This is a genomic window from Brevibacillus sp. MER 51, assembly GCF_023714195.1.
Classification (GTDB): domain Bacteria; phylum Bacillota; class Bacilli; order Brevibacillales; family Brevibacillaceae; genus Brevibacillus.
This window is the reverse complement of sequence record NZ_JAMAUS010000002.1, coordinates 377,451-391,171: the sequence shown is the minus strand read 5'-3', so window position 1 is coordinate 391,171 and position 13,721 is coordinate 377,451. Positions and strand designations below refer to the sequence as shown.

Here is a 13,721-nt window from a genome sequence, read left to right as displayed (position 1 = left end):
TGGTGAGTGGATGTGATGAAGACGGGAGGATGTGAGTCTAACATGAAGGTGGATTGGCTGATCGTCGGAGCTGGGTTTACAGGTGCTACACTCGCAGAGCGGATTGCCAATCAGCTTGATCAGAAAGTGTTGGTGGTAGAGGGGCGCAATCATATCGGAGGAAATGCCTATGATTGCTATGATGAGCAGGGGGTACTGATTCACAAATACGGTTCGCACACCTTTCATACGAATTCCAAGCTGGTCTGGGACTATTTGTCGCGTTTTACCCAGTGGCGGCCGTACTTCCATGAGGTGCGTGCCTATGTCGATGGCATAAAAATACCGCTGCCTTTCAATCTAAATGCATTGTCCGCATTGTTTTCCCCGCAATATGCGCAGAAACTGGAGGGCTTGCTGATCCGGCAATATGGATTCGGGGCGAAGATTCCGATTCTGAAGCTTCGGGAAAGTAAGCATGAAGAGCTTGGCTTTTTGGCTGAGTTCATTTATCAAAAAGTATTTCATCGGTATACCATCAAGCAATGGGATTTGAAGCCGGAGGAGCTGGATCCGTCTGTTTCCGCAAGGGTTCCTGTGTATGTCAGCAGGGACAATCGGTTTTTTCAGGACACGTATCAGGGAATTCCGTTGCATGGCTTTACAGCAATGTTTCATCGTATGCTCGACCATCCGAATATTAAGGTGCTCCTCAATACGGACTATCAAGAAATCGCGGATGAAATTAGGTATAAACGTATGATTTACACAGGCCCGATCGATTCATTTTTTGGCAATAAGCATGGACAATTGCCTTATCGAAGCCTGCGCTTTCATTTTGAAACGCATCAAAAGGCATGGTACCAAGAAGTGGGGACGGTCAATTATCCCAATGAGTATGATTTCACCAGAATCCTCGAACAAAAGCACCTCACAGGTCAAGTCGTTCCTCATACAACCATATCCTTCGTATATCCACAGCCGTATTCACCTGGCAAAAACGAGCCATATTATCCGATTCCTCGCAAGGAAAACAGCCAACGGTTCAGCCTCTATAAACAAGACGCGGAGCAAATACGCGATCGGGTGCTTTTTGCGGGCAGACTTGCGGACTATCAATACTACAACATGGATCAAGCAGTTGCGCGGGCATTGACCTTGTTTAAGCAGATTGTCGCAGAATAGTTAAGAAGGCTTCCTTTTTGGAATGAGCTTGCTCACATAGATCCAGCCCTCCGGTGTGTACACAAAAACAGGCTCGTATTCGTCTCCCCACAGTTGCAAGATTTTCGTTAGAATGTACTTTCTTGCTTTTGTCCATTGCGGCCAGTTTTTTGTGTGGGAATTGTTGCTCTCGTGAATCAAATAATGATAGAGGTTCGCATCGACCCAGTGAATATTACCTGTTCCGATCAATTTTAATAACATGTACTTGTCATGAGAAAACCTTCCCTGCATTGGATCGTCACATTCAAATCCGCCGACATCACGAACCGCTTGTGTCCGATAAAAACGAGGCCAAACCATCGGAGCTTCCAGGTAATCATACTTATCTTCATAGATCGGAGGCCGCATGATTTCAGATAGTTCTCGCGTGTCACCCACTTCCCTCCAAAAAACGGTGTTGGAGAACACGACGTTCGTGGTTTCGGGTTGGCGCTCCATCTCATCCAACAAAATTTCTAAGGTTTTTCCGTCGAACCAGTCGTCCGAGTCAAGTGAGACAAAATAGGGCGTATCAATTCGTTCCAGAGCAGCAGCCATTGTTTTGCCGATCCCTGAATTTTCAGGGAGAAGTACGTAGTGAATGCGGGGATCACCGAGGTACTTTTCGACGATGGCCTGTGTGTGATCAGTAGAAGCGTCATCTACAATGAGGAGCTTCCAATCCTTGTGCGTTTGGTTCAACACACTTTCGATGGCTGCGGGGAGATACTTCGCCCGATTATAGGTTGGAATTACGACAGTAATGAGCGACATGGGGGTCGAAACACCTCTTTTGGTCATTTTGAAATATCTGCCGGCTGCTTACCTCCTTATTGATTTCTGACAACGGCTTGCTTTCATTAGTGTATTACGGACTTCTATTCTTGACTCTTACTCTGACAACTGAACGTATGAACATGATCCGGCATAAGCTTAAGAGATGCTTAAAGGGAACTTACCGGAATGAACATTACGGCACAGCCTGAAGAAGGGGAGTAGAAGCGGATGAAAACAGCTTTCCTCACAGGAATTACAGGTCAGGACGGCGCCTATCTGGCAAAATTTCTGCTGGAGAAGGGGTACCATGTGGTGGGACTGGTTCCACGCCGGAGCTCAGTGGACAGGTGGCGGCTGGAGTATTTGAACATCGCAGATCAGGTGGAGTACAAGGACGGCGATCTATTGGATGTGTCGTCGTTGACGCGTGCACTAAAGGCATGTAAACCAGCAGAAGTGTATCATTTAGGTGCTCAGAGCTTTGTCGGTTCGTCGTGGGAACAGCCTATTTTGACCGCGCAAGTAACAGGAATGGGTGTTCTGCATGTTCTGGAGGCGATTCGGGAAACGGACCCCTCCATCAAAATGTATCAGGCTTCGTCAAGTGAGCTGTACGGGCTAATCCAGGAGCCACAGCAATCGGAGCAAACGCCTTTTTACCCAAGAAGCCCATATGCAGTCTCCAAGCTGTTTGGCTACTGGATGACCAAAAACTATCGGGAAAGCTTTCAAATGTTTAGCACCAACGGCATTTTATTCAATCATGAATCACCTTTGCGTGGGCTGGAATTCGTTACGAGGAAAGTGACACATGCTGTCGCAAGAATTGCCGCGAACCAGCAAAAAGAACTGCGGCTGGGGAATATTCAGGCGAAGCGGGATTGGGGCTTTGCTGGAGATTTCGTAGAAGCGATGTGGCTGATGCTTCAGCAGGATAAGCCGGATGATTATGTCATAGCGACAGGAAAAACATCGACAGTGGAAGAGATGTGCAAAATCGCTTTCGATTATGTTGGGTTGAACTACCTGGATTACGTCGTGATCGACCCGGAATTGTATCGGCCGGCAGAAGTGGACATTTTGTTGGGCAATCCGGAAAAAGCGAAAAGAGAGCTCGACTGGACACCGAAAACGAAGTTGGAAGAGCTCATTCACATGATGGTCGAAGCGGATATGCAGCGGGTTTCCAAACAATAAGTGAAGCCTATTCAGGACACCCTATTTCCGATTGCGGGATAGAAAGGGGTGTTTTTCTTTTATTTGACCATGAAGGTAGCCTGATCATACAAAAGGACAACCTATTTATATTTATAGGGTGACTTATTTATCGTGTGGACTGTTATTTTTGTCCCACTACTCATGCGTAAAATAGCAGAAAATTCAATATTAACTGTCACATCAATGCGTTGGCACGCTAATTGCTTGAAGTAGAAAAGTACAATCATTCTACTATTCACACTCAAAGGAGACTTGCTATGAACGTCGTTGCCAACGTATACCGGGGAGAACAGGTAGAGAGCTCACATCTTGGTCATATCGCAGTCGTTGATTCGCAGGGGACATTGCTATATTCGTACGGGGACCCCCATCGCCTCACATATGCACGCTCCAGTATGAAGCCGTTGCAGACGATTCCGGTAATCGAGACGGGGACGGCAGACCGGTATGGTTTTGAGCCAGCTGATCTCTCGCTCTGTTGCGCTTCTCACAGTGGAGAGCCACGCCATCGGACGCGGGCGCTCTCGATGCTTGCGCGAGCAGGTCAGCCAGAAGCAGCATTGCAATGCGGGACACATGTGCCACGGCATGAGGAGAGCTACAAACAGCTGATTCGGGAGGGCAAGTCGCTTACACCTGTATTCTCGAATTGCTCCGGCAAGCACTCCGGCATGATTGCCACGGCGACACATATGGGGGAGGACGTAACTACTTATCATTTGCCTACGCATCCGGTGCAACAACGGATTCTCGAAGTAGTCGAGGACATAACAGGCTACCCCAAAGACAAAATCAACCTCGGGACAGATGGCTGTGGGGTTCCCGTCCATCAATTGCCGCTCGCCCATTACGCGTGGGCATTCGCCAAGCTGGCGAGACCAGAGGTAATCGAGAATCCCGAGCGACGAAAAGCGGTTCAGCGAATTACGGATGCCATGACCGCTCATCCCGAAATGGTCGGAGGCGAGAATCGATATTGCACAGACCTCATGTCAGCCTTTGGCGGTCGTATCGTAGGGAAGGCAGGCGCTGAGTCCGTGTATTGCTTAGGGGATAGAGAAACAGGATTGGGCATTGCCATCAAAATCGAGGATGGAGGACCACGGGCGATCAACCCGGTCGTCAATGAAGTGCTTCGTCAACTGGGAATTGGCCTAGATGGTGCTTTGGATAGGCTCGCTGAATATACCAACCCGCCCATTACAAACATGAGTGGTAACGTTGTTGGACGGATCGAGACGTCCTTCCATCTAGCCAAGACAGATTTTTCTTTACGTGTATAAATGGCATTCCCAGCAGTGCCGTTTATTCATAAAGCAACAAAGGCTACATGTTGTTTAAAAAGAAAAGGGGGTCACATGCAATGAACATGCGAAAAGGATGGAAGCTGCTTAGTACCGCTGCACTTGTCACTGTCCTTGCCATTACAGGTTGTAGTCAGTCGGCAACGCCGACACAGCCAGGAGGGGGAGGTACAGCAGGTCAAGCGTCCTCAGATTCAGGTGGACAAGCCAATGCCGCTGCAAAACTCAAGCTCAACCTGAAGACCGAACCACCTTCGCTCGATCCGCCAAAGGGCTTTGACAGTACTTCCAACGAAGTGTTGAATGCCACAATGGAAGGCTTGGTTCGACTGGACAAGGATCACAAGCCGCAAGCAGCCATGGCTGAGAAATGGGCAGTGAGTGAGGATGGAAAAACGTACACCTTTACCCTACGTGATAGCAAATGGTCGAATGGTGAACCAGTCACAGCGCAGGATTTTGAGTTTGCGTTTAAGCGCATTGTCGATCCGAACAATGCATTCCCGTCTGCTTTCCTCGCCTATTACATCGATGGAGCAGAAGCGTTCAACAAAGGAACAGGAAATGCAGACGGCGTACAGGTAAAAGCCGTTGACGAGAAGACGTTTGAAGTAAAGCTGAAGGCACCAACAGGTTATTTCCTCCACATCCTGACGCAGCCGACCTTCTTCCCCGTGAATAAAAAAGTAGTGGAGAGCAATCCGAAATGGGCGGAAGGCGCCGCAAGCATCGTAACCAATGGACCATTCAAAATGGAAGACTGGGTTCATGACCAATCCGTGAAGCTGGTGAAAAACGACGGCTACTGGGACCGTGATTCAATCAAATATGCGGGAATCGAGTTTGTCATGGTCAACGATGAAAATACGCAATTCCAAATGTACAAAACAGGTCAGCTCGACATGATCCAGACCGTTCCCAATGATATGAAGAAACAGTTGATCGATTCCGGAGAAGCGAAGGTGGAGACAGAAGCGTCCATCTACTACTACCGGATGAACACTACCATGCCTCCATTCACGAACGCCAACATTCGGAAAGCATTTGCACTGGCCATCGATCGCAAAACCTTGATCGACAATGTTGTGCAAGGGAAACAAACACCTGCCATGGCTCACGTACCATTGGGCTTCCCGGAGCCAGACGGAGCGGATTTCCGCACAAAGGGCGGGGATTTCTTCAAGGATAACGATGTAGAGCAAGCAAAAGCATTGCTGAAAAAAGGGATGGAAGAAGAAGGCTGGACAACCCTCCCGCCTGTCACCATGACGTATAACACCAGTGATGCGCACAAGGCTATTGCGCAAGTTTTGCAGGAAATGTACAAGAAAAATCTCGGAGTAGATGTGAAGCTGGAAAACAAGGAGTGGAAAGTATTCTTGGCAGAACAGCGTGCCCGCACTCTTCAATTCTCCCGCTCGACGATTCCTGCCGACTACGGAGACCCGGTCAATTACCTGGAGCTGTTCGTGACTGACCATCCTGGAAACCGTATCAATTACAGCAACAAAGAGTATGACGCACTGGTCGAGAAGATTCGCAACACTGCTGACGAACCCGAGCGCTTCAAGCTCATGCATGACGCGGAGAAAATTTTCATGGATGAAATGCCACTCGTACCTATCTATTTCGGCACAAAAGTATTTATGGAGCAGCCAAACATTAAAGGCATTGTTCGCCATCCAGTCGGCACGATTGACTACAAATGGGTAGAAATCGGCAATAAGTAATAAGTAAAATAAGCGAAGACAAGAGCGAATATTCGAATCGTTCTTGTCTTCACTTTACATCTTGGAGCGGCTGATATGGACAAAAAATCGATTATATTTATTGCGAGAATGGATGAGTTTCTGCAGTCCGTCGTTAGTCAATATCATGAATTGGGAATCGGCGATGATATCCATGTCGAGGCGATGCGAGTCGACCAGATTCCGTTACGCCGGATCACGCCTGGTGCTCTCGTTATTGTATCTACGAAAAGCATCGTCCCCCTTGTACAACCGTATGTGCCGAAAGAATCCAGCATCATCGTTGCCAAGCGAATGCTGCCATATCATAATTTGCGCGGCATGCTGGAAATCCCGAAAGGCGTGAAAGTGCTTCTCGTCAGTGACACCAAGGAAACTGCTGAAGAAAATGTGGAATTGCTGCGTGCGTCAGGGATGGATTTTGAACTATATCCTTATTATCCAGGTGCTGACTATCCGCCTGACATCGAGATTGCAGTAACGCCAGGGGAGGCAGAGCATGTCCCCCCGCACATTCGCAAAGTTGTCGATATCGGGTATCGGATCATCGATTTATCTACATGGCTTGCCATCTACTCTCATTTTAAAAACGGCAATTTTCAAAAGGTGACCGCACGCGCCATGCAATCGTTGGTCGATATCACCAAAGAGCTAAACAACGAGATTCAGCATGCGCATCTCTTGAGCAAATATTTGGAGGCCATCGTCAATCGAATCGAAGACGCAGTGATTGCCATGAACGAAAAAGAAAACATCCGTTTTGTCAATCAGAAAGCGATCGATACGTTGCAGATGGAAGGGAATGAAGTCGTCGGTGAGCGGGCGTCCAATTGCTTGCCTGCGAGTTTCTATCAGTTGATCCGGCAGTGTGAAGAGAATAAGGATGTTTTGGTAGATTGGGCGAACAAAACCTACTTTTTCCGCAAAATGCACATCGTCATGGAAGGAAGCTTTCTCGGGAGTCTGCTTTTGTTTCGTCAGGCGGCAGAAATTGAAAAGCTGGAGCATGATTATCGCATGCGCCTTTACAGCAAAGGATTGGTAGCCAAATACCAATTTGATGATTTTTATGGGGAGAGTACCCCTGTACAAAAAATCATTCAGATTGCCCGCAAAATCGCAAGAAGCAACTCCACCGTACTGTTGTTGGGAGAGACAGGGACAGGGAAGGAATTGCTCGCCCAGGCTATCCACAATGCTTCGCCACGCAGAAGAGAGCCGTTTGTTGGGGTCAACTTCGCTGCCATATCGGAATCTCTTTTGGAAAGCGAGCTGTTCGGCTATGAAGAAGGAGCTTTTACCGGAGCGCGTAAAGGTGGACATATCGGTTGGTTTGAATTGGCCCACAAAGGGACCATTTTTCTCGATGAGATCGGAGATGCCAGCACTGCTATTCAAAACCGACTGCTTCGTGTTTTGCAAGAACGACAGATTATGCGCGTAGGCGGCAGCAAGATCATCCCGACAGATATTCGCGTCATCGCAGCAACGAATCAAGATTTGCAGCGGATGATTGCGGAAGGGGCCTTCCGTGCTGATTTGTATTATCGTCTGAATATCTTGCCGATTCATTTGCCGCCCCTGCGGAACAGACGGGAGGATATCCCGTGGTTGGCCCATCAATTTATGAAAAAATATTCCTATGATTTGCGCCGTCCGCCGTTTACGTTGACCAATGAAGCGATGCGGGCGCTCCATGAGTACGATTGGCCTGGAAATATTCGCGAGCTCGAAAATGTAATCGAGTATTTAGCGCATGTCGTGGAGGATGAAGCGTATCCGTATCATTTGCCGTTTCTACGGGAAATACCGGAAGCGCCGTTGCCTGTAGATGGTCTACACAACGAATGTGAAAGTATCGTCACCGAATATAAAAAACGGGGATTTCTGGATGAAATCACGGCTATTTTGCAGGAGCTGGGGCACGGAAGCGGCGGACGCTATACGCTACTTGCGCAGTTGCAAGAACAAGGTCACTCGGTTACCTTGCAACAGTTGCGCTATCGCCTGAAGCTTTTGCAGCAGGATGAGCTGATTCAAGTGGGAAAAGGAAGACAAGGAAGTCAGATTTCCTCGAAAGGTGAATCGTTTCTTGCCTATCTACATCGGATGAAAGCAGGGGAACGCATATGAGCGATTACTGGCGGCAGCAAGCGCTTTTGCAAAGAGAGCAGTACCTGGATGATTTGAAATCTTTTCTTTCCATTAACAGCATCGAAGACATGACGACGGCAAAAGAAGGAAAGCCATTTGGTGAAGGTGTTGCCGCTGCGCTTGAAGCCATGCTCGAACGCGGTGAGCTGGATGGCTTCCAGATCAAAAACCTGGATGGTTACGCGGGGACAATCGAGTTCGGCAGTGGGGAAGAAGAGATCGGCGTGCTCGTTCATATCGATGTCGTCACTGTGGGAGAAGGTTGGACGACCCCGCCTTTTGAACCGAGCATTCGCGACGGTCGCATCTATGCACGGGGAGCGATTGATGACAAAGGCCCAGCGATGGCTGCGTACTATGCGCTAAAGCTGGTTAAGGATTCAGGCTTGCCACTGACAAAACGCGTGCGAATGATCATCGGAACAGATGAAGAGAGCGGCTGGCTGTGCATGAAGCATTTTGCCCAGCATGATCGCATCCCGCCGATTGGCTTTTCACCTGATTCCTCCTTTCCGATGACACATGCCGAGAAGGGACAGATCAACCCAACGTTGACGATTCCAGCGATGGAAACAATCGAACCAAATGGTGTGTGGCAACTAGCTTCCTTTGTCTCCGGTGACCAAGGCAACAGTGTTCCCGAAAAAGCAGTCGCTCTTGTACGGCTGGACTCTCAGGCGCGGCAGGAGGTCGTCCTTTCTCGATTGGCGGAAGACTGGGAGATGTTTCTGAATGAAAATCACACAACTGGTCGTATGGAACTGGTAGGGCTGGGACAGTTGCAATTCACGCTCGCAGGAAAGCCAGCTCATGGGATGGCGCCATTCCAAGGTGTGAATGCGGGAACCTTGTTGGCTACTTTTTTACGCTCGTATCCGTTTGGTGGCTCCAGTTTGTCTTTTCTTACGATGTTGGCTGATATTCTGCATGAAGATTATTTTGCTCACCAGCTGCATATGGCTTGTGAGGATGAAGTGTCAGGCAAGCTGACGGTCAATGCGGGGATATTGCATTACGATTCCAGCGAAGGGGGCACAGTTCGGCTCAATATACGCTATCCGGCGACTGTTTCCTGTGAAGAATACGTAGAGAAATTGAAGCAAAGGACTGCAGAGCTGGGCTGGACGATTTCCGCTTTGCGGACATCCAAGTCGCATTATGTACCCAAAGATCATCCTGTGATAAGTACCTTGTCGCGGGTGTACGAGGAGCACACGGGAGAGCCGGCGACCCTTCTTTCCTCAGGTGGAGCAACTTACGCCAAAATCATGCCGTATGGTGTTGCTTTCGGCCCGCTCTTTCCAGGCAAAGAATCCATGGCCCATCTGACTGATGAATATGCCGAGATTGACGACCTGCTGCGTGCCATGGCGATTTACGCGCATGCCATTTACGAGCTGGCTAAGTAAACGAGGAGGACTTCCATGTCAAACTATCTGGTAAAACGTATTTTGATGATGTTCGTCACCCTGTGGATTATCGTGACGCTGACGTTTGCCTTGATGCATGCCATTCCGGGGAACCCGTTTGCCTCCGAGTCGGATCAGCTGCCAGAGCAAATTCTCAATAATTTACGTGCCAAATACAACCTGGACGAGCCATTGCCTGTTCAATACGTTTTATATCTGAAAAATCTGTTAATGCTTGACTTGGGCCCATCCATCAAATCAGACTCTCGTGGAGTCAATGACATGATTTCCGATGGCTTTGCAGCATCTGCGTGGTTGGGTGTGCAAGCGATTGGGATCGCACTCCTTTTCGGAATTTCGTTGGGCATCATCGCAGCGCTCAATCGCAACAAATGGCTGGACTACGTTGCCATGGCGCTTGCCGTATTGGGGGTAGCGATTCCGAGCTTCATTATGGCACCGCTTCTGATCAATTTCTTCGCGATCAAGTTGCCGCTCTTTCCCGTTGCGACATGGGGTACGTGGATGCATACGATACTGCCTTCATTGGCGCTCGCCTTTGGTCCAGTTGCGGTCATTACCCGCTACATGCGTGCCAGCATGATTGAGGTCATGAATCAGAACTACATTCGAACAGCAGAGGCAAAGGGGATTCCCATGCTTATCATTGTCGTCAGACATGGAATTCGCAATGCGATTCTGCCTGTGGTCACCTTTCTTGGTCCTTTGATTGCCAGTTTGATAACGGGAACCTTTGTCGTGGAAAAAATCTTTGCAATCCCGGGCATTGGCAAGTACTTCGTAGACGGCATTTTCAACCGTGACTATCCGGTCATTTTGGGTACGACGATTTTTTACAGTGCGATTCTGATTTTTACCATTTTCCTGATTGATATGGCATACACCCTGATTGACCCACGGATCAAGCTGACCAACAAGGAGAGATAAACTGTGGCGATGGAGCACAAAGTGGACCCGTTGTTTCGCCCGTTGGCGAAAAATATACAGGCGAATGTCATTGCACGACCCAGTCTCAGCAATGGGCAGCAGGTCGTTCGGAAGCTGCTGAAAAACAAGCTGGCTATGCTCGGCCTTTTCATTATTCTCGCTTTGGTTGGCATGGCGATCATTGGACCGAATCTCGTGCCGTATAGTTATTCCGACCAGAGCTTGCTGACCAAAAATCAGGAAATTTCCGCAGAGCATTGGTTCGGGACGGATGAGCTGGGACGTGACATGTTTGCCCGTACGTGGTATGGGGCGAGGATTTCTTTGACGATTGGCATTGTCGCGGCATTCATCGACCTGGTCATCGGAGTGACAGTCGGGGGAATTGCGGGTTATATGGCAGGGCGAGGCAAACGAGGGGATCGCATCGATACGATCATCATGCGTATTATCGAGGTTTTGTATGGGCTGCCGTATTTGCTGGTCGTCATTTTGCTCATGGTAGTGATGGAGCCGGGAATGCTGACGATTATTATTGCCCTGTCTGCTACGGGCTGGGTCGGCATGGCGCGGTTGGTCCGCGGACAAATCTTGCAATTGAAAAATCAAGAGTTCATTCTGGCTGCCCAAGTGCTGGGGGCGAAGTTTTCACGAATTTTGCTCAAGCATCTGATTCCCAACACATTTGGCGTCATTATCGTCAATCTGACCTTTACGATTCCATCGGCGATTTTTGCGGAATCTTTTCTCAGCTTTCTTGGACTCGGTGTACAAGCTCCCGTCGCCAGTTGGGGGACGATGACAAACGATGGCTTGGGCGTTATTTTGACGGGTGATTGGTGGCGACTGTTTTTCCCGGCATTGATGATCTCGCTGACGATGTTCGCCTTTAACGTATTCGGAGACGGTTTGCAGGATGCGCTTGATCCGCGTCTACGCGATTAGAGACGACAGGGGGGATGAGGATGAATCAGCATTTGCTGACAATCGATAACTTGCGGGTGAATTTCAAGACATATGGTGGCGAGGTACAAGCTGTGCGCGGCGTGTCCTTTTACGTGGATAAAGGGGAGACTGTTGCCATCGTAGGGGAGAGTGGATGTGGCAAGAGCGTTACAGCTCAAGCGATTATGGGATTAATTCCTAATCCACCTGGAAAAATCGTCGGGGGCAAGGTTGTATTTGAAGGAACGGAGATCAGTCACTTGCCTAAAAAAGAGCTGCTCGGTATTCGCGGAACGCAGATCGGCATGGTGTTTCAAGACCCGATGACGGCGCTCAATCCGACGATGAAGGTAGGGACACAAATCGTAGAGGGGTTCGTTCGCAGTCATCAAGTATCGAGAGAGGAAGCGAGAAAGCGAGCGATTGAGATGCTTTCACTCGTGGGAATACCCGATCCGGAAAAGCGAATCGATCAGTACCCGCACCAATTCAGCGGAGGGATGCGTCAGCGTGTGGTCATTGCGATTGCTCTTGCTTGCCAACCCAAGCTGGTGATTGCTGATGAGCCGACGACAGCACTGGATGTGACGATTCAGGCGCAGATTTTGGATTTGCTCAAGCGATTGCAAGAGGAACAGGAGTTATCTGTTGTGATTATTACGCATGATTTGGGAGTCGTAGCGGAGATTGCTCATCGCATGGTTGTCATGTATGCGGGGATAGTTGTAGAGACGGGGACGGTTGAGGACGTTTTTGCAAGTCCTCGTCACCCGTATACATGGGGACTCATGCGTTCTCTTCCACGGCTGGATGAAGGCGAAAAGCAACGGCTGATTCCCATCGAAGGCAGTCCTCCAGATTTGTTCAATCCCCCAGTCGGCTGTCCGTTTGCTGCACGTTGTGATTTTGCGATGGAAATATGCGAACAGCAGATGCCCGTGACGAGCGAATTCGGTCGTGGACACCAGGCTGCTTGTTGGCTTCACGATCCACGGGCACCGCGAATACAGGAGCTGGTGGCAGCAGGGAGGCAGGGAGTATGACAGAGGCTTTGCTTGATGTTCGCGATTTGAAAAAGTATTTTTCGCTTGGAACGGGATTTGATTTGAAAGCAGTGGATGGTGTTTCGTTTACGATCAACAAAGGGGAGACGTTCGGTCTGGTCGGCGAAAGTGGCTGCGGGAAGTCTACGCTAGGTCGGACGATTATTCGCCTGTATGACCATACAGATGGCGAAGTGCTGTTCAAAGGGAAGAATGTTCATCAGCTTCGGGGAAAAGAAGCGGGGCAGTTCAACCGGGATGCCCAGATGATTTTCCAGGACCCGCAAGCAAGTCTGAACCCGCGTATGACCGTGGAGGATATTATTGCAGAGGGCTTGGACATCCACCATCTGAATCGCGGAATGAGACGAGAGCGTGTGGCGGAACTGCTCCATCTAGTGGGTTTGCATAAGGACCATGCGCAGCGTTTTCCGCATGAATTCAGTGGGGGACAGCGCCAACGGATCGGAATCGCGCGGGCGTTGGCAGTAGAGCCGGAATTTATTATTGCCGACGAGCCGATCTCTGCACTCGACGTCTCGATTCAAGCACAAGTCGTCAATTTATTGGAGGATTTGCAGCATGATCGCGGATTGACCTATTTGTTCATCGCGCATGATCTGTCCATGGTCAAACATATTTCCAACCGGATTGGCGTCATGTATTTGGGCAAAATGGTAGAGCTGGCGTCGAGCTATGAGCTGTACGCTCGTCCGTTGCACCCGTATACGCAGGCTTTGCTCTCTTCTGTGCCAGTGCCGGACCCGACGGTAAAGCGAGAGCGTATCGTTTTGCAGGGAGATTTGCCAAGTCCAGCCAACAAGCCGAGTGGCTGCGGTTTTCGTACACGCTGCCCACTCGTACAACCTCGTTGTGCGGAAGAAGTGCCGAGGTGGCAGGAGGCACAACCCGGGCATTGGGTGGCTTGTCATTTGATAAAGTCGTAAGAGAGGAAGAAGGGCTGTTCCCGCTCGGTGGGACAGCCCTTTT

General features: G+C 49.4%; 11 protein-coding genes. 10 read left to right on the top strand and 1 reads right to left on the bottom strand.

Annotated elements, in window-relative coordinates:
- Positions 1-42: 42 nt before the first annotated feature.
- On the top strand, positions 43-1,164 hold the full coding sequence (gene glf, locus M3630_RS06145) for a UDP-galactopyranose mutase (protein ID WP_251251562.1): 1,122 nt from the start codon (positions 43-45) through the stop codon (positions 1,162-1,164).
- On the opposite strand, the gene M3630_RS06140 is transcribed toward glf, so the two are convergent.
- The gene (locus tag M3630_RS06140; RefSeq protein ID WP_251251561.1) at positions 1,165-1,959 is read right to left on the bottom strand and encodes a glycosyltransferase family 2 protein; all 795 of its coding nucleotides are present in this window, start codon (positions 1,957-1,959) and stop codon (positions 1,165-1,167) included.
- A gap of 231 nt (positions 1,960-2,190) precedes the next feature.
- On the opposite strand from M3630_RS06140, the gene gmd reads away from it, so the two are divergent.
- The 9 genes from gmd (at position 2,191) to M3630_RS06095 (ending at position 13,678) form a co-directional block, all read left to right on the top strand.
- On the top strand, positions 2,191-3,159 hold the full coding sequence (gene gmd, locus M3630_RS06135) for a GDP-mannose 4,6-dehydratase (protein WP_251251560.1): 969 nt from the start codon (positions 2,191-2,193) through the stop codon (positions 3,157-3,159).
- Between the two features lie 278 nt (positions 3,160-3,437).
- The gene (locus M3630_RS06130) at positions 3,438-4,463 is read left to right on the top strand and encodes an asparaginase (RefSeq protein ID WP_251251559.1); all 1,026 of its coding nucleotides are present in this window, start codon (positions 3,438-3,440) and stop codon (positions 4,461-4,463) included.
- An 80-nt stretch (positions 4,464-4,543) separates the two neighbouring features.
- The gene (locus tag M3630_RS06125; protein WP_173608537.1) at positions 4,544-6,214 is read left to right on the top strand and encodes a peptide ABC transporter substrate-binding protein; all 1,671 of its coding nucleotides are present in this window, start codon (positions 4,544-4,546) and stop codon (positions 6,212-6,214) included.
- Between the two features lie 75 nt (positions 6,215-6,289).
- A complete protein-coding gene (locus M3630_RS06120) occupies positions 6,290-8,365 on the top strand; it encodes a sigma-54 interaction domain-containing protein (protein ID WP_251251558.1) in 2,076 nt (691 codons plus the stop codon).
- Positions 8,362-9,795 carry a dipeptidase PepV gene (pepV, locus tag M3630_RS06115; protein ID WP_173608535.1) on the top strand — a complete coding sequence of 478 codons (1,434 nt, stop codon included), beginning with the start codon at positions 8,362-8,364 and terminating at the stop codon, positions 9,793-9,795. The genes M3630_RS06120 and pepV overlap by 4 nt, the downstream gene beginning before the upstream one ends.
- A gap of 15 nt (positions 9,796-9,810) precedes the next feature.
- Complete coding sequence (locus tag M3630_RS06110; protein WP_173608534.1) at positions 9,811-10,743, top strand: ABC transporter permease; 933 nt, start codon at positions 9,811-9,813, stop codon at positions 10,741-10,743.
- 9 nt (positions 10,744-10,752) lie between these two features.
- Entirely contained in the window at positions 10,753-11,688 is a 936-nt protein-coding gene (locus tag M3630_RS06105; protein WP_173609126.1) for an ABC transporter permease, read from the top strand.
- A 20-nt stretch (positions 11,689-11,708) separates the two neighbouring features.
- Positions 11,709-12,731: an ABC transporter ATP-binding protein gene (locus M3630_RS06100; RefSeq protein ID WP_251251557.1), complete on the top strand. Its 1,023-nt coding sequence runs from the start codon at positions 11,709-11,711 to the stop codon at positions 12,729-12,731.
- Complete coding sequence (locus tag M3630_RS06095; protein ID WP_251251556.1) at positions 12,728-13,678, top strand: ABC transporter ATP-binding protein; 951 nt, start codon at positions 12,728-12,730, stop codon at positions 13,676-13,678. The genes M3630_RS06100 and M3630_RS06095 overlap by 4 nt, the downstream gene beginning before the upstream one ends.
- Positions 13,679-13,721: the final 43 nt, after the last annotated feature.